The organism is Ruegeria sp. CJ9, from assembly GCF_056536625.1.
This window is the reverse complement of record NZ_JBQFPY010000004.1, coordinates 58,214-76,380: the sequence shown is the minus strand read 5'-3', so window position 1 is coordinate 76,380 and position 18,167 is coordinate 58,214. Positions and strand designations below refer to the sequence as shown.

18 protein-coding genes are annotated in these 18,167 nt (G+C 59.4%); 10 read left to right on the top strand and 8 right to left on the bottom strand.

Annotated features, from left to right (window positions below; translation table 11 throughout):
* Positions 1–82: 82 nt before the first annotated feature.
* A complete protein-coding gene (locus tag ACR0AJ_RS10015) occupies positions 83–1,156 on the bottom strand; it encodes a porin (RefSeq protein WP_170351137.1) in 1,074 nt (357 codons plus the stop codon).
* Between the two features lie 283 nt (positions 1,157–1,439).
* Here ACR0AJ_RS10015 and ACR0AJ_RS10010 point away from each other — a divergent pair, with 283 nt between their 5' ends.
* The 4 genes from ACR0AJ_RS10010 (at position 1,440) to holA (ending at position 6,038) form a co-directional block, all read left to right on the top strand.
* A complete protein-coding gene (locus ACR0AJ_RS10010; RefSeq protein WP_170351055.1) occupies positions 1,440–1,925 on the top strand; it encodes a DUF3576 domain-containing protein in 486 nt (161 codons plus the stop codon).
* Between the two features lie 72 nt (positions 1,926–1,997).
* Positions 1,998–4,535 (top strand): leucine--tRNA ligase, encoded by a 2,538-nt coding sequence (gene leuS / locus ACR0AJ_RS10005; protein WP_480740773.1) that lies wholly within the window; start codon positions 1,998–2,000, stop codon positions 4,533–4,535.
* Positions 4,522–5,013 (top strand): LPS assembly lipoprotein LptE, encoded by a 492-nt coding sequence (lptE, locus tag ACR0AJ_RS10000; protein WP_170351057.1) that lies wholly within the window; start codon positions 4,522–4,524, stop codon positions 5,011–5,013. Before leuS ends, lptE begins: the two co-directional genes overlap by 14 nt.
* Positions 5,010–6,038, top strand: coding sequence for a DNA polymerase III subunit delta (gene holA, locus ACR0AJ_RS09995; RefSeq protein ID WP_480740772.1), 1,029 nt, complete (start codon positions 5,010–5,012; stop codon positions 6,036–6,038). The genes lptE and holA overlap by 4 nt, the downstream gene beginning before the upstream one ends.
* Here holA and ACR0AJ_RS09990 read toward each other — a convergent pair.
* Complete coding sequence (locus ACR0AJ_RS09990; RefSeq protein ID WP_480648689.1) at positions 6,035–7,216, bottom strand: TIGR03862 family flavoprotein; 1,182 nt, start codon at positions 7,214–7,216, stop codon at positions 6,035–6,037. The genes holA and ACR0AJ_RS09990 overlap by 4 nt on opposite strands.
* A gap of 48 nt (positions 7,217–7,264) precedes the next feature.
* On the opposite strand from ACR0AJ_RS09990, the gene ACR0AJ_RS09985 reads away from it, so the two are divergent.
* Positions 7,265–7,561 carry an HNH endonuclease gene (locus ACR0AJ_RS09985; protein WP_170351060.1) on the top strand — a complete coding sequence of 99 codons (297 nt, stop codon included), beginning with the start codon at positions 7,265–7,267 and terminating at the stop codon, positions 7,559–7,561.
* Here the strand turns inward: ACR0AJ_RS09985 and ACR0AJ_RS09980 are convergent, their stop codons facing one another.
* The 3 genes from ACR0AJ_RS09980 to ACR0AJ_RS09970 are packed head-to-tail and all read right to left on the bottom strand — an operon-like array spanning position 7,562 to position 9,644.
* Positions 7,562–8,299 carry a VOC family protein gene (locus ACR0AJ_RS09980; protein ID WP_480740770.1) on the bottom strand — a complete coding sequence of 246 codons (738 nt, stop codon included), beginning with the start codon at positions 8,297–8,299 and terminating at the stop codon, positions 7,562–7,564. It lies immediately after the preceding gene.
* Positions 8,296–8,904 carry an enoyl-CoA hydratase/isomerase family protein gene (locus ACR0AJ_RS09975; RefSeq protein ID WP_480648685.1) on the bottom strand — a complete coding sequence of 203 codons (609 nt, stop codon included), beginning with the start codon at positions 8,902–8,904 and terminating at the stop codon, positions 8,296–8,298. Before ACR0AJ_RS09975 ends, ACR0AJ_RS09980 begins: the two co-directional genes overlap by 4 nt.
* Positions 8,901–9,644, bottom strand: a complete 744-nt coding sequence (locus ACR0AJ_RS09970) for an SDR family oxidoreductase (protein ID WP_480663890.1) — start codon at positions 9,642–9,644, stop codon at positions 8,901–8,903. The genes ACR0AJ_RS09975 and ACR0AJ_RS09970 overlap by 4 nt, the downstream gene beginning before the upstream one ends.
* 139 nt (positions 9,645–9,783) lie before the next feature.
* Between ACR0AJ_RS09970 and ACR0AJ_RS09965 the strand changes: the two genes are divergently transcribed.
* Positions 9,784–11,307, top strand: coding sequence for a DUF2125 domain-containing protein (locus ACR0AJ_RS09965; RefSeq protein WP_480740769.1), 1,524 nt, complete (start codon positions 9,784–9,786; stop codon positions 11,305–11,307).
* A 49-nt stretch (positions 11,308–11,356) separates the two neighbouring features.
* Here the strand turns inward: ACR0AJ_RS09965 and ACR0AJ_RS09960 are convergent, their stop codons facing one another.
* On the bottom strand, positions 11,357–12,283 hold the full coding sequence (locus ACR0AJ_RS09960; protein ID WP_480740768.1) for a hypothetical protein: 927 nt from the start codon (positions 12,281–12,283) through the stop codon (positions 11,357–11,359).
* A 239-nt stretch (positions 12,284–12,522) separates the two neighbouring features.
* Between ACR0AJ_RS09960 and ACR0AJ_RS09955 the strand changes: the two genes are divergently transcribed.
* From ACR0AJ_RS09955 to lpxK, 4 genes are read left to right on the top strand one after another with little or no spacing between them, the layout of a single operon-like run.
* A complete protein-coding gene (locus ACR0AJ_RS09955) occupies positions 12,523–13,869 on the top strand; it encodes a TldD/PmbA family protein (RefSeq protein ID WP_480740767.1) in 1,347 nt (448 codons plus the stop codon).
* Positions 13,856–14,656 carry an inositol monophosphatase family protein gene (locus ACR0AJ_RS09950; RefSeq protein WP_480740765.1) on the top strand — a complete coding sequence of 267 codons (801 nt, stop codon included), beginning with the start codon at positions 13,856–13,858 and terminating at the stop codon, positions 14,654–14,656. Before ACR0AJ_RS09955 ends, ACR0AJ_RS09950 begins: the two co-directional genes overlap by 14 nt.
* Positions 14,653–15,876, top strand: coding sequence for a 3-deoxy-D-manno-octulosonic acid transferase (locus ACR0AJ_RS09945; RefSeq protein ID WP_170351068.1), 1,224 nt, complete (start codon positions 14,653–14,655; stop codon positions 15,874–15,876). Before ACR0AJ_RS09950 ends, ACR0AJ_RS09945 begins: the two co-directional genes overlap by 4 nt.
* Positions 15,876–16,874 (top strand): tetraacyldisaccharide 4'-kinase, encoded by a 999-nt coding sequence (gene lpxK / locus ACR0AJ_RS09940; RefSeq protein WP_480740763.1) that lies wholly within the window; start codon positions 15,876–15,878, stop codon positions 16,872–16,874. The genes ACR0AJ_RS09945 and lpxK overlap by 1 nt, the downstream gene beginning before the upstream one ends.
* A 39-nt stretch (positions 16,875–16,913) precedes the next feature.
* On the opposite strand, the gene ACR0AJ_RS09935 is transcribed toward lpxK, so the two are convergent.
* Positions 16,914–17,570, bottom strand: a complete 657-nt coding sequence (locus tag ACR0AJ_RS09935; protein ID WP_170378256.1) for a DsbA family protein — start codon at positions 17,568–17,570, stop codon at positions 16,914–16,916.
* Positions 17,571–17,584: 14 nt separating this feature from the next.
* Positions 17,585–18,091, bottom strand: a complete 507-nt coding sequence (locus ACR0AJ_RS09930; protein ID WP_480740761.1) for a DUF721 domain-containing protein — start codon at positions 18,089–18,091, stop codon at positions 17,585–17,587.
* Positions 18,092–18,167: the final 76 nt, after the last annotated feature.

Genomic DNA, 18,167 nt, shown 5'->3' with positions numbered 1-18,167 from the left:
CAGCGCAGGAAAACACCATGTCGGCAAAAAAGAAAAGGGCAGGTCCGAAGACCTGCCCTTAAACCTTGCGGTTCAACCCAACTTAGAAGTTGAAGATTGCACCAAAGTCAGCCTGGATGGAGTCTTCGCAAACCGAACAATCGTTGCGGCCGATACCACCGACCAGCGACGCGCCGCCGCCCAGGTCATAGCTTGCACCGATAGCAATCTGCTGAAGGTCAGCGTCCGCGCTACCGTCACCGTAGGTGAACAGCAGGGTGGTTGCTGCGCCCAGGTTATAGGCACCCGACACACCCCAAGCGGTGCCGTCGGTTTCATAGAAGCGAGTACCGATCAGAGCAGGAGCGGTATTGTCTTCGTCAGCCACGAACAGGGTACCCGAGAAGTCGCCGAATTCAGCACCCAGGGTGAAAACCAGCAGTTCTGGATCCGAAACACCCGAAACACCAGCGTCAGTTTGACCATAAGCAATAGCTGCGGTGATGTTGTTGAAGGTGTAGGTCGCGCTCACGTCCCAACGGTCGGCGTCGATGGTGCCGCCCAGGCCGTCGTTCAGGAAGATGGTGCGCTGGTCATACGATGCGCCGAAAGCGAAGTCGCCAACTGCGTACTGGAAGAACACTGCGTTCGCGCCCGAACCGGTCGAGGTGTACGACAGGAAGCTGTAGTCAACACCCGAATACTGACCTGCGAACAGTTCCAGACCAACTTCGTTACCGTAGTAGTTTGCCAGGTTGTCGAACGAACCGGCAACGTTGCCGGCGTCAACACGCAGACCACCGTAGATAACCGAGAAGCGCGCGCCGTTCAGGCCAGCGGAGTTGGCTTCGCCGGTCGACGAGTTTTCGTCGGCTTGCAGACGAACACGGCCTTCAAAGCGAACGCCACCGTCGGTTTCAGTGAAACCGTCGATGTTCAGACGGAAGCGCGATACCAGGATCGCGTCGTCGGAATCAGCAAAGGTCGGGATGACACCTGCTGTAGTTCCGCCGTTCACGGTGGTCAGAGTGGCAGCAGTTACGCCGGTCGCATTGGCGCGATCTTCAACGTAGCCAATACCGAAACGGCCATAACCGCTCAAGTTTACACCGGAATCAGCCGCTGCAACACCTGCGGTTGCAATCAGAGCTGTCGATGCGAAGAGAACTTTTTTCATCTTGTTTCCCTCGGTTTCAAAAGTTTTTCTACTCGACACATGCCTCAGCACATGTCTCAGCACGGGAACCGTTTCGCTCTTTTTGCCCCCAACACGCAAGCTTGGCATAAATGACTCGGCTGCATTGAGGGAAAATTGGTGCAAGGATGCCACAGTCTGTTTTTGGGCATCGGTAAGCCCTACGACCACTGATATGTGACAATAATAGGGTTGTTGCTGAACGGGTCCTTGTCTAGGAGTAACAATTGACAACGTTGACCAAAGTGAACAGGACCAGTCGATAATGCGCCTGCAGACGATTTTCGGTTTGATCATAATGACTGCTGCCGTGTCCGCCTGCGGACAGAATCGGGCCGCACCAACCGAGTACACTACGAATCTCGATGCGGGTAAAACCGATGAGCGCCAGCTCAACGATCCGAATCGCGAGACCATCTGGGATGTGTTCAACACGGCCAATGCTGAACAGATCACAAATGTGAATCGCTATCTTTGGACGGCGTCGCTGGATGTATTGAATTTCCTGCCGGTTCAGGAAGTTGATCCCTTTACCGGGGTAATCGTGACCGGGTACGGCACACCTCCGGGTGGAGGGCGGCAGTATCGCGCGACAGTTCACATCAGTGACCCGGCCCTGGCGGCGCGGTCTCTGTCGGTCTCGCTGCAGACCAGCGGTGGCGCCCCGGTCAGTGCGGCCACGACCCGCGCAGTCGAAGATGCAATCCTGTCCCGCGCCCGTCAGTTGCGCATTGCGGACAACAAGTTCTAGCAACTCGTCGAAAATCACACTAATACCACGCCGGGTTCCTACCCGGCGTTTTCATTCACGAAGGACCGTACGATGTCTCGCTACTCGGCCAACGAAATCGAAGCAAAATGGCAAGAGGCCTGGGACAAGGCCGGAATCTTCACCGCCAACCACAAGGCGGACAAGCCGAAATACTATGTGCTTGAGATGTTCCCTTACCCGTCGGGCCGAATCCATATGGGACATGTGCGCAACTATACGATGGGCGACGTGATCGCGCGACACAAACTGGCGACCGGCCACAACGTATTGCACCCGATGGGTTGGGACGCCTTCGGAATGCCTGCGGAAAATGCCGCTATGGCCATCGGTGGCCACCCCAAAGACTGGACCTACGGGAACATCGCCGACATGCGGGGGCAAATGAAGCCATTGGGCCTGTCGATCGATTGGTCGCGTGAGTTTGCAACCTGTGACCCAGAATATTACGGCCAGCAACAGGCGTTGTTTCTGGATATGCTCGATGCTGGGCTTGTTTACCGCAAGAACGCCGTTGTGAATTGGGACCCGGTCGACATGACCGTTCTGGCCAACGAGCAGGTGGAACAAGGGCGCGGCTGGCGCTCGGGCGCGTTGGTTGAACGCCGCGAGTTGACCCAATGGTTCTTCAAGATCTCGGACTATTCAGAGGAACTGCTCGACGCACTGGACACGTTGGAAAACTGGCCCGCAAAGGTCCGCTTGATGCAGGAAAACTGGATCGGCAAGTCACGCGGCCTGCAATTCGGGTTCGAGCGCACGGACGGAGGCGAACCGATCACCGTCTATACGACGCGCCCCGACACGCTGCTGGGCGCGTCGTTTGTGGGCATCTCGCCGGATCACCCGATTGCCAAGCAATTGGAAGCCGAGAACCCCGAAGTTGCTGAATTCGTGGCTGAATGTCGCAAAGGTGGCACCACCGAAGAAGCCATCGAAACGGCTGAAAAGCTGGGTTGCGATACCGGGATCCGCGTCAAGCACCCGCTGGACCCAAGCTGGGAACTGCCAGTTTGGATCGCCAACTTCATCCTGATGGACTATGGCACGGGCGCGATCTTTGCCTGCCCCGCGCATGACCAGCGCGACTTGGATTTCTGCCGCAAATACGGCCTGCCCGTGGTCGATACGTTCTTTGCGCTGGATGACGCCACTCCGGTCGACAAGATCGCCTTTGTCCCGCCGAAAACCGAGAAAGTCCGTTGGGTGAACCATTTCGCGGGCCTGACCGAGGCGACAGGCGACGAGGCTATCAACGCCACCGTGGATTTTGCCGAAAAGGCAGGCTGGGGCGAAGGCGTCACCAAATACCGCCTGCGAGACTGGGGCCTTTCCCGCCAGCGCTATTGGGGTTGCCCGATTCCCGTTGTCCATTGCGACAGCTGCGGTGTGGTGCCCGAGAAGAAAGAGAACCTGCCGGTCCGCCTGCCCGATGATGTCACCTTTGACAAACCAGGCAACCCGCTGGACCGTCATCCGACCTGGCGCGACTGTTCGTGCCCGAACTGCGGCGCCCCGGCCAAGCGAGAAACCGACACGATGGATACGTTTGTCGATTCGTCGTGGTATTTCGCCCGCTTCACCGCCCCGCGCGCCGAAACGCCCACTGATTTGGCTGAGGCCGAATACTGGATGAATGTGGACCAGTATATCGGCGGCATCGAGCACGCGATTCTCCACCTGCTCTATTCCCGCTTCTTCGCGCGGGCGATGAACATCACGGGCCATCTGCCCAAAAAGGCCATCGAACCCTTCGATGCGCTGTTCACCCAAGGCATGGTGACCCACGAGATTTACCAGACCCGCGACGAAAACGGCCGCCCGGTCTATCACCTGCCCGAGGATGTGACCGACGGCAAACTGGCAGACGGCACCGAGGTCGAGATCATCCCTTCGGCCAAGATGTCGAAATCCAAGAAGAACGTGGTCGACCCTGTCAGCATTATCTCGGCGTTCGGTGCCGACACCGCGCGCTGGTTCGTGCTGTCCGATTCGCCGCCCGAGCGCGATGTGGAATGGACCGCGTCCGGGGCCGAGGCCGCCTATAAGCACCTCAGCCGGGTATGGAACCTCTGCGACAAGATCGGGGCCATGAACCCAGCAGCCGAAGGGGAAGGCGATCAAGAGCTCTTGCGCGAGATGCACAAGACCATCCACGACGTAACCCTTGGCGTTGAGAGCTTTGGCTTCAACGCAGCGATCGCGAAACTCTACGCCTTCACCAATACGCTGGCAAAATCCAAAGCTGGCGCTGCGGCGCAAAAGCAGGCAATAAAAACGCTGGCGCAGCTGATGTCGCCGATGACGCCGCACCTTGCAGAAGACATCTGGGCACATCAAGGCGGCGAAGGCTTGGTGGCGGTAGCCCCATGGCCCGTTGCGGATCAGGCGATGCTGGTCGACGACACGGTGACCCTGCCGATTCAGATCAACGGCAAGCGCCGCGCGGAAATCAGCGTGGCCAAGGATATGGCGAAGGACGAGGTTGAAAAAATAGCGCTCAGCACCGAAGCTGTGCAAAAGGCGCTGGATGGCAATGCGCCTAAGAAGGTTATTGTTGTCCCGGGCCGGATCGTAAATGTCGTTGTTTAACCGCAGAATCCTGTTGATGATACCGCTGGTGTTGGCTGCCTGCGGCTTTGAACCGGTCTACGCGCCCGGTGGTTCGGGTGCGGCCCTGAACGGCAAGGTCGCCGTTTCAGCGCCAAACTCGGTCGACACCTATTTGCTGGTCCAAAATCTGGAACAGCGGCTGGGGCGCAGCGCGACCTCGGGCAGCGAATACAATCTGAATGTAAACGTCTCGATTGCTTTCCAGCGGTCAGCGATCACTTCGACGAACGAAACCAACCGCTATACCATCGAAGGCAGGTCTAGCTACACGCTCAAATCAAACGAGACCGGTCAGGTCATTGCCTCGGGCACGGTCGAGAATTTCGTCAGCTATTCTGCCGCCGGATCGACAGTGTCCACGCTGGCGGACGAACGCGACGCCCGCAAACGGCTGATGGCGATCCTGTCGGATCAGATCGTAAACGAACTCTATGCTGCGCCAGGCCTTGGTTCATGAAGCTCAGCCCGCGCGAGGCTGAAGGGTATTTCGCCCGGCCCGACGCCGACAAGGCCGGGCTCTTGATTTATGGTGCGGATACGATGCGCGTGGCACTGAAACGCCAGCAGGTTCTGTCGGCACTTCTGGGCGCCAATGCCGAAGAGGAAATGCGCCTGACCCGCATTCCGGGCACGGATTTGCGCGGCGATCCTGCACTTTTGTTGGATGCGGTCAAGGCCGTGGGGTTTTTCCCAGGCCCCCGCGCCGTATTCGTCGAAGACACCACCGACACCGCCGCCCCGGCGATTACCGCCGCGTTCGAGGATTGGGCCCCCGGTGATGCCCAGATCATCGTCACCGCCGGGCAGCTGAAACCAAGCTCGAAAGTCCGCAAGGCGTTCGAGGCGCATCCCGCTGCCTATGCCGTCGGCATCTATGACGACCCACCCTCGCGGACCGAGATCGAACGCATTCTGACTCAGGCCGGGTTGCAGAACATCCCTCGCGATTCGATGTCTGCCGTTGCTGAACTGGCCACCGGCATCAGCCCCGGAGACTTCACGCAAACCATTGAAAAACTGTCGCTCTATAAACGTGGAGACAGTTCCGAACTGGCCATCGAAGATATCGAAGCTTGCGCGCCCCGCTCGACCGAGGCAGCGTTGGATGATGTTTTAAACGTGGTCGCTGAAGGCCACGCCGGAGAGATCGGTCCGCTGATCCGACGGCTGCAATCACAGGGCACCAATGCGGTCAGCCTGTGTATCGGCGCAACCCGGCACTTTCGCACATTGTATGCCTGTGCCTCGGACCCCGGCGGGGCGGCACAGGGCATCGGTAAGCTGCGGCCACCGGTCTATGGCAAACGCCGCGACCGGATTTTACGCCAGGCCCAGGGCTGGGGGGCACCGAAGTTGCAAACGGCTCTGACAGTTCTGACTGATACTGACCTGTCACTGCGCTCAGCTGGGCAGACTGCGCCTGCCATGGCACTGGTGGAACGCGCAATGATCCGTCTGGCTATGCTGGCCCGATCCCGCTAACCGGTGCGCAACCAATCCACAGCCGAACGCCCGGCCCATCGCCCAGTCGCCATGCAAGCGGTCAGCAGATAGCCCCCGGTCGGAGCTTCCCAATCCAGCATCTCTCCGGCGCAGAACACGCCGGGCATTGCAGTCAGCATTAGCCCCTCGTCCAGCGCTGTACATCTGACCCCACCAGACGTTGAAATGGCTTCATCCATCGGGCGCAGGGCAGCCCCGGAAACAGGAAGTTGTTTGAGTGCAGTGGCCTCAGAGGATTGCGGCAATCCACAACGTTTCGACATCTCATGGAACAACGCAACCTTTTGCCGCGGCAGCTTCAATGACTTCTTCAGCCATTGTGACAGTGTGGTCTTGGAATTCTTTGCAGCCAACCGCGACTGTAGCGCCACTGCGTCCAGATCGGGCACAAGATCGACTAACAGGTCCGCACCGGCGCGCAAAGCCGGGGTCAAAGAATACAACCCGCCGCCCTCAAGCCCCGTTGCCGATATCGTGGCTTCTCCGCGGCTGTCCAGCTCTCCGGCCATCCAACGCACCGATTTCAGCGCCGCGCCGAAATGCGGGGTCATGTGGGGGCTCCAGTCAACGGACAAGGCGGAATTCGCCGGGGCGAAGGGTGTCAGCGCGACGCCTTTCTGTTGCAAGATATCCGCCCATTGACCGTCTGACCCCAACCGCGCCCAGCTGGCCCCGCCCAGCGCCAGAATGGTCACATCCGGCTTCAGGCTCTGTGTACCCTCAGACGTATGGAAAATCAGCGCATCGCCGTCCCATCCCAACCAACGCCAGCGGGTTTGTATCCGAACGCCCGCGCCCTCAAGCCTCCTCAGCCATGCGCGCAACAGCGGCGAGGCTTTCATCACTGTCGGGAAAACCCGCCCGGTCGAGCCGGTAAACAGCTTCTGCCCCAAACCCCGCGCCCAGTCCTGCACCTCGGCGGCGTCGAACTCAGCAATCATCGGACGCAGCCACTCCGCCGCCTCTCCGTAGGATTGCAGCAAAGTTTCGAACGGTTCGTCCTTGGTCAGGTTCAGACCCGACTTGCCCGCCATCAGAAACTTGCGTGCGACTGATGGCTTGGCCTCGGCCACCATCACGTCATGGCCAGCAGCGGCCAGTTCCCCTGCCGCCATCAGGCCTGCGGGTCCGGCCCCGATCACCACTGCCTGCGCCATGTCCGTCCCCTTGCCTTTCACGCTATCCAGCGCAAATCTGTACCTGCCATGTCAGACAGCGATCCGATCTGCCCGCTCTGTGACCGCCCCATCCCGGATGGGGGCGGCAGCCTGCACCATCTGATCCCAAAACTCAAAGGGGGCAAGGGCGGACCCACGGTTTTGCTGCATGTGATTTGCCACAAAGAGATCCACGCCACCCTGACCGAGGGCGAATTGGCCCGCGCGTTCAATACGGTCGAGGCTCTGCGCACCCACCCGCGTCTGGAGAAATTCCTGATCTGGGTGCGCAAACGACCACCCGGATTTTGGTCGAAAGTTCCGGGCAAGCGACGTGGGCGCTGATCAGCCAGGCCGCACCGGATCACCAAAAGCATCCCTCAGGGACGTCGACAGCCCCTGAACCTCTAACCCCCTGTAATCCGGCGCCGGCGCAAACTGCGCCCCGGCGATATGTTGGAATTCCAGCGTGGTATAGGGACGTTTCCAAAGCCATTCGCGGTTCTCAACGGACCAAAGGTCCGGATTAGGCGGCACATCATCGGTGAAGGCATAGAAATGCAGGTCGAACCCGTATTGGGCCACATCCTGCACTGAAAGCAGTCGCATGCCTTGCGCCCGACAGAACGCATCCTCGGCGGCTAAGTCCCCTGTCCGCAAGGTGATCTGGCCGATGCAGGCATTGGCGAATGGTGCGGCAGGGTCGGCTGCGTTGTCAGGACGGTTGCCCTGAAAGTCGTGTTGCAGCAGCTCGATCACAAACCCTTCGGGGTCTTTCAGGTGGCACATATAGCCGATGTCGCGGAACTGTTTCGGCTCCGAGACCTCGACGCCTTTTTCACGCAGACGAGAAACAGCCAGGTCAACATCGGGCACGGTAATACCGATCTTCCAATACCGCTGTCCACCATCGTGGGCATATCCGCCCCCACCCGGCATCAGCAGCAGGTCCGCGTCCTGCCCACCATAGCCAATGCGATAATTCGCCCCCTGCGCACGCGCCGTCATACCCAGAACATCCGTATAAAAATCAGTCAGTTGCATGGGGTCGGCAACACGCAGCAGCACGGCGGACAATTTCATTGGCTCATCCTTGCGATTCCAGCGGCAATTCGGGGATCGGCGGCCAGGCTGTCTGCCACCAGTTCATGCGCCGTTGGCATCAGTTGATCAGGGTCGACAACCCGGTCGACCAGACCGAAACCGTACGCTTCCTCTGCCGTGATCTTTTGACCGGCCATCAGAATCATCTTGGTGCGTGATGGCCCGATTAGGGCAGCCATACGCACCGGGTCCGAGGGTTGCGGCAAAAACCCCAGCTTCATCACAGGATAAAAGAACTTGGCTTGCGGCACCGCGATTCGGAGGTCACAGGCCAGCACCATCCCGTTGGCACCGCCCGCCAGCGTCCCGTTCAAAGCAGCCACCGTCAGACACGGCAAGGCCGCGATGGCGCCTGACAACCTCTCCCAAAGATCCGAGGTCGCCAGCCCTGCACGGACCTCATCCAGATCGGCCCCGGCGCTGAACACCTTACCCTCACCTGTCAGGATCAGGGCCCGCGCCTCATTAGCAGCTTCGGCGATCTCAACCAGTTCACTCAGCATCGCCTCGGTCAGTGCATTGGCCTTTTGCGGGTTGTTGAGTGTGACCGTCCACAACCCGTCCTTCTTGGTTAGTTTGATCACGTCAGCCCTACCCTTTGCCGGATATCTTCGCGTCGCAGCGAGATTTCTGAGCCCAGAAACTCATCTGCATCCGTCGAACACATCCACAGCAATGCCCGTGCAGGCCAATCGGCGGGAATGTGATCATCCCAATCCAGCTGGCTAACGGCATTGATGCCGCTCGCCTTGATCACCCGCTGCATATCCGTGGCCACGGTGCCCGGCGACAGGCCCATAGAACGAATGCCGTGCATTGAATTTTCAAGATGCAGGCATTCGGTCAGCATTTTAGCCCCGGCTTTCGAGGCGCAGTAGTGGCTCCACGCCTCGATCGGGTTTGTCGCCGCGCCCGAAGAAACCGTGATCACCGTGCCCCCGCCCGCCGCGCGCATAACCGGTAACGCGGCGCGCATTCCGTAGAAGACACCTTTGAGGTTGATGTCGATTGCCTGGCTCCACGCGGCGACATCGGCATTGGACAAGTGAAAGATCGGATCAATGACACCCGCGTTGCCGATCAAAACGTCCAACCCGCCAAAACGGTCGATACAATCCGCGACGGCCTGTTCGACCTGCGCAAAATCGCTGACATCGCATTGCAGCGCGATAGCATTGTCACCCAATGCAGCAGCCAGCGCATCAATCTGGTCGAGGTTACGGGCCACTAGCGCGACATTTGCCCCCGCTGCGGCAAATACGCGCCCCGCCTCGGCCCCGATGCCACGACTGGCCCCTGTTATCAGTACGGTTTTACCCTGCATATGGACCCTGTACCTCCGTTGTTTTTAGATTGTGTGAATCTTTACCGTGCCAACGGGGAAAGGGTCCAGCCCTTGCCCCTTGACGCCTGCGGCCTCAGGCACGACGATGCCGGCAAATTTGATCAAGAAGGGTTCTCAAATGTCCGCTTTCCTCCGCCGCAGCAGCGGCGCAGTTCTGGCCTATGCCGTTGTCACTCAGGGCGCGTTCGCCGATGTCACCGCCCAGCAGGTTTGGGATGATTGGCAGGCCTACTTGTCCCAGATGGGCTATATGGTGTCGGCGGAACAATCCATCTCGGGCGGGGTGACCACGATCACCGATATGAATGTTGCCTTGTCTTCGCCGGACACGGACGGATCGTTCAAGATGACCGTCCCGCAGATGACCCTGACTGAAAATGGTGACGGCACAGTCAGCATCGGTTTTCCAGAAAGCTTTCCCATGACCCTGTCCGGCGAGGAAGAGGGCGAGGCGTTTTCCGTTGATATCGAGTACTACCATACCGGGCTTGAGATGGTCGTTTCGGGCCAACCGGACGATATGACTTATGACTATTCCGCGCCCACACTTGGTCTGAAACTGGGTGGCGTACAGGTCGAGGATGAGACCCTGCCCAACGACATGCTGGCCATGGATTTCAAACTGACCGACTTGTCAGGAGATTCGCGGATGAAGGTCGGCGAAACCCGCACAGTGGACCAGAAAATGACCGCAGCCGGGCTGACCTATGATCTGGGATTCACCGATCCCGAAGGGTCAGATGATGGCAAGATCAACGGGTCGATGAACCAATTGACCTTCGAAGGCACCAGCGTGATCCCCGAAGATTTCGACGGCACCGATCCGCAGTCCTTCTTCAACGGCGGGGTCTCATTCTCGGGTCTGTTCACTTACGCTTCGGGTCAGACCGCGATTGAAGGGACGAGCGAAGGTCAGGCTTTTTCGATGGCCACCCAATCCGAAGGTGGCCGGTTCGGCGCCAGCTTGGATGATCAGCGTCTGGCTTATGATGTCGAACAAAACAGCACAAACCTCGCCGTGACTACGGCCGAGCTGCCGTTCCCAATCGAGATGGCAATGGCCGAGACAGGGTTTGGGTTCGAATTCCCGGTGCAGCAATCCGAAGAAGAGCAGCCCTTTGGACTGTCGGTCAACGTAACCGATTTCACCATGTCGGACGTGTTGTGGAGCATCTTCGACCCGGCAGGAGCCCTGCCGCGCGACCCGGCAACCATCGCGCTGGACGCCACCGGAACCGCAAAAATCCTGACGAACTTCTTCGATCCGGCCGCCATCGAGGCTCTGGAAACATCTGGCGAAGCACCGGGTGAGCTGAACTCGCTGAAGATCAACGAATTGCTGGTCTCAATTGTCGGAGCTAAATTGACGGGTGACGCGGACTTTACTTTCGACAATTCCAGCACCGAGGAGTTCGACGGGCTGCCGTCCCCGGCCGGCGTGGCGAACCTTCAGCTGGCGGGCGCCAACGCATTGATCGACACGCTGATCACCATGGGCGTGATCGGCGAAAGCGACGCGATGGGTGCGCGGATGATGATGGGCCTGATGGCCGTACCCGGCGACGAACCGGATACGCTGAACTCGAAAATCGAGTTCACGGAAGATGGCCAGATACTGGCCAACGGTCAGCGCATCAAGTGATGTTGGGGGGCGAAGCTCAATATTACCAGAGCTTCGCCCGTTAACTGACTCAGGTCTGCAAATCCAACTCGTGGACTAGAGCTCGTGCTATACGCCGTCCGGCGGTTCGACCATTAAAATACGCGGGTGTCGGCAGATCCTTAGCAATGCTCTGCATGTGGAACCGGTACATCCCCTCATAAAACTTGAAGTTGGTCTCACACAGAAAAAATTTCCCGGTTGCTGCGCATGGAAGAATGTCATGCGCGTAAAGCCCGACGCCCACAGCATTCTTGACGCTTTTCGCGATGTCGCGGATTTGGTCACTATTGGGTTTGATCAGTAGGTCGTGAAAATGTGTTAGCATTTCAGCGTCAACCGGCGTCCCCCGAGTTCGGACATTGAGTCCTTTTCCGGCTCTTATCCACGAAAACAAGACCTGTTCGCCTACCGCCATGGCACGAATGGATAAATGCCAGGGCTTACCTTTGTATTCGTATTTGCAATTGATGTAATCGGTGTTGTACCGCGTGGAATCCAATTCCCTTTCGTCGCTCACGAGTTGCACCGGAACATGCGCGTTTGACACTTCGTTCGAAAAAACAGTGCCGAAACTGTCACCCGCCTCAATCAACCTAGGCATGGGAACGCCCGCGGCCGTCAAAACCTTGTTCTGGCGGACTTTGTGGCCAATGACGCGCCCATGTTCAACGGAATGCAGTACCTTGTGACCCAGAGCAGCAAGCTCTGTTTCACGTGCACGCAGCCAGTCTACTTTTTGATGCTGAACGACGAAAAGCTCGTTGTAATGCAGCAAAACATAGCTTTTCGGATCTGTTGTCGGGCCGCGCTCAATCAGTTCCCGGAAAGGTAAAACTTCAGCGGGGACTTGCAGCTTGGTAAGAACCCTTGTGAAATGGCTGATGATATTGCTCGACCCTTTGCCCGCGGCAACGACATGCGGCTCGTCAAAATCAACTACGAAAAACTGAGCCAAGCCAAGCTCTCCTATTTGCCTTCACTTGCCCGGGTGAAAGATTCAATCTGTTGTGATCGTCACCCGGAAATCTGTAATGCGTCCCAACTAATGAAAGTTTATACGGTAATGTAAACCCTTCGGCTGCCCCATCTGAATTTGGGCCAAACTAAGAGGTCTGACCTGTGATCTATCTGCCCAGAGGTCTTGCGGGACGGGCGGTCCAAGGCTAGGTCCAATGCAATACAACCGGAGGCCGCATGACCCTTACACCAGAAGACATCAGCCAATCCTTGATTGACGCGGCCCGCAATGCCGGGGCCGACGCGGCGGATGCTATTGTGATCGATGGCTCTTCGGTTTCAGTCGAAGTGCGGAGCGGGGCGCTGGAACATGCCGAAAGGTCCGAGGGTACTGACCTTGGTCTGCGGGTGTTCCTGGGGCAGCGGCAGGCGATCGTGTCCAGCTCTGACAGCCGCCCGAAAACCTTGACCGCGATGGCCGAGCGCGCCGTGGCCATGGCCCGCGAAGCCCCCGAAGATCCGTTCACCGGGCTGGCCGATGCGGCGCAGTTGGCCACGGATTGGGATCTGCCCGCATTGGAATTGTTCGACCCTACCCCGGAACCAGCGGCCGAAGACCTGCTGCATGACGCGCTGGCCGCCGAAGCTACGGCACTGGCGGTTCACGGCGTATCGCAAGTATCCGATGCAGCGGCGGCTTATGGCACGCACCGTGTACATCTGACAGCAACCAACGGTTTTTCCGGTGGCTATGCCCGCAGCAGCCGCTCGACCTCATGCGTGGCGATCTCGGGCGAAGGTACCGGGATGGAGCGCGACTATGACGGCGACAGCCGCACCTTTCAAAGCGACCTGCGCAGCCCCGAGGAAATTGGCCGCACCGCAGGTGAACGTGCTGTGGCGCTGGTCGGGGCTCAGAAACCCGCCACCGGCACATTTCCGGTGCTGTTTGACGAACGCATCTCATCCTCGCTGATCGGTCACCTGCTGGGGGCCAGCAATGGTGCGGCTATCGCGCGGGGCGCGTCTTGGCTTAAGGACTGCCTGGGCGAACAGGTGTTACCTGACCACCTGTCGCTGATCGAAGACCCGCACCGCCCACGCATCGCGGGCTCGCGCCCCTTCGACGCCGAAGGACTGGCAACGCAACGGCGCGCCATTGTCGAAAACGGCGTGCTGACCGGCTGGACGCTTGATCTGTCCAGCGCGCGCAAGCTGGACATGACCTCAACCGGTAACGCCACGCGCGGCGTGTCGGGGCCACCTTCGCCCAGCAACTGGAACCTGAGCCTGACCCAAGGCACACACAGCCGCCAGGACCTGCTGCGTGACATGGGCACCGGGCTGCTGGTGACATCTATGATCGGCTCGACCATCAACCCAAACACGGGTGACTATTCACGCGGCGCATCAGGGTTCTGGGTCGAGAACGGAGAGATCACGCATCCGGTCAACGAATGCACCATCGCGGGCAACCTGCGCGATATGTTGAAACGGATCATCCCGGCAAACGACGCGCGCCCGTATCTGTCGCGGGTGGTTCCGTCGGTGCTGATCGAAGGAATGACACTTGCCGGCAGCTGACCTGCAACTTTTGATCGACGCCGCATTAGAGGCCGGAAAGATCGCCACCCGATACTCGGGCACAACGGCGCAGCGCTGGGATAAACCCGACGGCGCCGGACCGGTGACCGAGGCCGATCTGGCCGTCAACGGCATGCTGGAACAGCGCCTGCCCGCCGCCCGGCCATGCTATGGCTGGCTGAGCGAAGAAACCGAGGATTCCACTGACCGGCTGACGAAGGACCGGGTGTTCATCATCGATCCGATCGACGGCACCCGCAGCTTTGCCGAAGGATCGCGCACCTGGGCACACTCACTGGCCATTGCAGAACAGGGCGAAGTGATTGCGGCTGTAATTTACCTGCCCCTGCGCGATCTGCTGTATACTGCGGCCAAAGGACAAGGCGCGTTTCTGAATGGGGCGGCGATCCACGTCTCGGGCGTCACGACGCTGGACACGGCGCAAATATTGGCGGCCAAACCCAATATGAAGCCACACCATTGGCGGCAGGGTCAGGTGCCTGACTTTGAACGGGTCTATCGCCCGTCACTGGCCTATCGAATGGCGCTGGTCGGACAAGGGCGTTTCGACGGGATGCTGACGCTGCGGCCCAGTTGGGAATGGGATATCGCCGCGGGCGACCTGCTTGTCCGCGAGGCTGGCGGCCGCTGTTCCGACCGGTTGGCGCAACCGTTGCGGTTCAACAACGCCCATCCGCGCCTGAACGGCGTGATCGCGGCCGGCACGCCCATTCATGACACCCTGCACGCACAGCTTGACCCGGGCAGCACCGGAATCCGCCCATGAGCCGACCGCGATCCCTCAGCCTGGCAGCCTATCGGGTTCTGTCCTGGGGCGTGTCCAACCCGAGCAGCCAACCCGAGATCCAGCGCCCTGAGGGCGAGTTGCTATGGGTCCATATCAACGCACAGGATCGCCAGCGCGCGGTCGTAGATTTCTGCCATAGGCTGCAGCAGGTCCGACCCACTTTGCATGTGCTGCTGACAGTGCCCGCCGAAGCCGACCTGAGCCTTTGGGAGCAAGGAGACTACCCGCTGGTGAACCTGCCCTCGGAACAAGCGGGGGCAGCACGCGCGTTTCTGGACCATTGGCACCCCGAAATCGGCCTGTGGGTCGGGGGCGGGCTGATGCCCAATGTTATCACGCGCGCCGAAGAGCGCGGTATTCCCCTGATACTTATCGAAGCACGGGTCGATATAAAGATCGCGCGCGGCGCCCGGTGGCTGCCGGACATCACCCGTTTTACTTTAGACTGTTTTAAAACCATCCTGACCACGAATTCGGAAACCACCCGGACAATCCGTCGCCTTGGCATAACGTCGGGCAAAGTCACCGACTCTCCACCATTGTATGTCAGCCCGAACCCGCAGCCCTGGCCCGAGGATGAACTGATCGAAACCAATCACGCACTGGCGGGGCGTCCGGTCTGGTTGGCAGCTTGTGTGCGGGACAAAGAGTTCATCTCGATCCTTAGTGCCCATCGCCAGGCGTTGCGGATGTTGCCCCGGCTGACACTGGTGCTGCATGTGGCAGACACCGCCGAGGCAGAACCACTGCAAAACCGCCTTGAGACGATGGATCTGCGTTGTACCAATTGGGACACCAGCGGTCAGATCGAAGACAACACGCAGGTTATCCTGTCCGCCCACTCCGAAGATCTGGGCCTGTGGCACCGGGTCTCGCCAGTCACATTCATGGGCAGTTCGCTAGAGCGCGACGCGGGTGGGCGCGATCCACTTGTTGCCGTTGCCCTTGGGTCGTCCGTCATCCACGGCCCGTTTGTGCATCGTCATCAGCAGATGTACGATCAACTGGATCGGGCCGGGGCTGCCCGCATGGTCAGATCCGCAACCGAACTGGGGGACGCCGTGGTCGAGCTGCTATCGCCTGACCGAGCTGCAGATATGGCGCTGGCCGGATGGCAGATCGTATCCGAAGGCGCACCACAAGCGGATCAATTGATCGATATGGTGCAGGATTGCCTGGATCAGCGGAGTGCGGATTGATGAGAGCACCTGGTTTTTGGAACACCGCCCCCAACCGGCTGGATATGCGTGCCAGACTACTGGCACCGCTTGGCCGTATTTATGCCGCCGCAACCGCCCGGCGGGTGGCGTCCGAGCCCGGGATGAAACCCGGCATTCCTGTCATCTGCATCGGCAACCTGAACGCAGGTGGCACTGGCAAAACCCCAACCGTAATCTGGATGATCGAGCAATTGCGCGACGCCTGGCACGAAACGCATGTGGTGACGCGTGGCCATGGAGGTTCGTTAGAAGGTCCCGTGCAGGTTGACCCATCCAAACACACCGCCGCGCAAGTCGGGGATGAACCCCTGTTGCTGGCCGCCTTTGCCGAGGTCTGGGTGGCCAAGGACCGCGCCGCCGGCGCGCGCGCGGCGGCCGAAGCCGGGGCCAGTGTGATCCTGCTGGACGACGGGTTTCAGAACCCCTCGGTCGCCAAGGATTTCTCGGTCATCGTGGTCGATGCGGCGCGTGGATTCGGCAATGGGCTGTGTCTGCCTGCCGGGCCTTTACGTGAACCTGTTGAAACCGGATTGCAACGCGCCGATCTGGTACTGTCGCTGGGTGATACCGACGCGCAATCGCAATTTACCGATCGCTGGGGGGCGAAATTGACCGCTCCCCACGCCACCGGCGCGGTTGAGCCCCTGCAAACCGGTATGGATTGGGCAGATACGCCGGTTCTGGCCTTTGCAGGGATCGGCCATCCTGAAAAGTTCTTTGCCACCTTGCGCCAACAGGGCGCGACACTCTTGCGGGCCGAGGCACTGGACGATCACCAACCGCTGACCCCTGCCCTTATGACCCGGTTAGAGAACGAGGCCCGCCTGCTGGGCGCGCAAATGGTGACAACGGAAAAAGACGCCGTGCGCCTGCCACCGCCGTTTCGCAGCAAGGTCATCACCCTGCCTGTGCGTTTGAATGTGAATGAGACCGACAAGGTGCGGCAGATGCTGCTGCAAATCGCCCCGTCGCCGTAAAGTGCGACCGGTCCGTGCAGAACCGGTCGCAACAGGCAATCAGCTGCCCAGTTCTTCTTCGATCAGCTTCTTGAAATCGGCATAAGATTGGTTGTCGACCTTCTTGCCATTCACAACGAACGAAGGCGTAGATTGAACACCGTCACGTTCGGCGTTTTCCTGATACCAGGCCACCAGTGTTTGCGCGCGGGTGCCGTCCTGCAGGCAGGCTTCAAGCTGGTCATTGTCAATACCAGCCAGACGCCCGATCTTGCGCAACTCGTCCACGATTTCAGCTGGACCACCTGCGCGGGTCCATTCGGACTGACCTTCATAGATCAGGTCGGAAATGCCAAAGAACTTATCGGGGCCGTCGCAACGCGCGACCATCGAAGCCCACAGGCCATATTTGTCGAAATACACCTCGCGGTAGATGAACTTGACCTTACCGGTGTCGATGAAATCCTTCTTCAGCTGCTTATACGCCCCCGTATGGAAGTTGGCGCAATGCGGGCAGGTATAGGATGCATATTCGATGATCTCGACCGGCGCATCTTCGGCCCCCTGCACCATCTCGACGATGGTCGAGGTGTCAATATCGGCCTCTTGCGCCTCGGCACTGCCAATCATCGGATACGAAGTAGAGGAATTCGACAGCCAATAGCCGCCAGCGGCAATAGCGACGGCCGCGCAGATTCCGGTTGCAATACGGCTCATTTCTCAGCCCTTTCTCAGCGTTTTTGCTTGGATAATACGTTGCGGCCCAGACGTTCAAGGGCCGCGCGCAGATCACCGTCATTGACGTCGCGCGCAGTCCGGTCCGCCTCGGCCACGATTTCGGGATCGATTTTGGGATTCGCCGCTTTCGGTTTGTGATCGAAGCTGGCCTGCCCCTCGGCAAATCCTGTCGGCGCGGTCTGGGTGATACGCACCCGGCTGATGGCGTTATAGCCATAAACAGCATTCACCTTGCCGCGCAGCTGTTCCTTTTGCATTTCAAGCATCGGAGCCTGCGGGCCAGTAGTCAGCACCGTCAGCGTCGCGCCGATCCCGCCCTTGCCATAGCCCACATTCACCGGTCGCGCGATGGCGGCCATATCCTGGCCAACGATCTCGGCCCAATGGGTCAGCAGACGCGAAACGGCAAAGCCCCGGCTTTCCCCGGCGCGCCTGATCTGGCCGTTCAGCAATGTCGCGGTGCGTTTGAACCCGCGGGTCGAAGAACGTCTGCGCTGCATCTGGTTTCCAACTCCTGCGCCGCTATTGTAAAGGGCATGTTATCGGACGCCAGCGAAACCCGACAGAGAGATAGAT

What these genes read in the sequence shown, in the direction of transcription:
- ACR0AJ_RS09970 (WP_480663890.1), bottom strand. Translation starts at nt 9,644, where the DNA reads ATGCAGGGTAAAACCGTACTGATAACAGGGGCCAGTCGTGGCATCGGG.
- leuS (WP_480740773.1), top strand. Translation starts at nt 1,998, where the DNA reads ATGTCTCGCTACTCGGCCAACGAAATCGAAGCAAAATGGCAAGAGGCC.
- ACR0AJ_RS09930 (WP_480740761.1), bottom strand. Translation starts at nt 18,091, where the DNA reads ATGCAGCGCAGACGTTCTTCGACCCGCGGGTTCAAACGCACCGCGACA.
- ACR0AJ_RS10015 (WP_170351137.1), bottom strand. Translation starts at nt 1,156, where the DNA reads ATGAAAAAAGTTCTCTTCGCATCGACAGCTCTGATTGCAACCGCAGGT.
- ACR0AJ_RS09935 (WP_170378256.1), bottom strand. Translation starts at nt 17,570, where the DNA reads ATGAGCCGTATTGCAACCGGAATCTGCGCGGCCGTCGCTATTGCCGCT.
- lpxK (WP_480740763.1), top strand. Translation starts at nt 15,876, where the DNA reads ATGAGAGCACCTGGTTTTTGGAACACCGCCCCCAACCGGCTGGATATG.
- ACR0AJ_RS09955 (WP_480740767.1), top strand. Translation starts at nt 12,523, where the DNA reads ATGACCCTTACACCAGAAGACATCAGCCAATCCTTGATTGACGCGGCC.
- ACR0AJ_RS09990 (WP_480648689.1), bottom strand. Translation starts at nt 7,216, where the DNA reads ATGGCGCAGGCAGTGGTGATCGGGGCCGGACCCGCAGGCCTGATGGCG.
- ACR0AJ_RS10010 (WP_170351055.1), top strand. Translation starts at nt 1,440, where the DNA reads ATGCGCCTGCAGACGATTTTCGGTTTGATCATAATGACTGCTGCCGTG.
- lptE (WP_170351057.1), top strand. Translation starts at nt 4,522, where the DNA reads ATGTCGTTGTTTAACCGCAGAATCCTGTTGATGATACCGCTGGTGTTG.
- ACR0AJ_RS09945 (WP_170351068.1), top strand. Translation starts at nt 14,653, where the DNA reads ATGAGCCGACCGCGATCCCTCAGCCTGGCAGCCTATCGGGTTCTGTCC.
- ACR0AJ_RS09980 (WP_480740770.1), bottom strand. Translation starts at nt 8,299, where the DNA reads ATGAAATTGTCCGCCGTGCTGCTGCGTGTTGCCGACCCCATGCAACTG.
- holA (WP_480740772.1), top strand. Translation starts at nt 5,010, where the DNA reads ATGAAGCTCAGCCCGCGCGAGGCTGAAGGGTATTTCGCCCGGCCCGAC.
- ACR0AJ_RS09985 (WP_170351060.1), top strand. Translation starts at nt 7,265, where the DNA reads ATGTCAGACAGCGATCCGATCTGCCCGCTCTGTGACCGCCCCATCCCG.
- ACR0AJ_RS09965 (WP_480740769.1), top strand. Translation starts at nt 9,784, where the DNA reads ATGTCCGCTTTCCTCCGCCGCAGCAGCGGCGCAGTTCTGGCCTATGCC.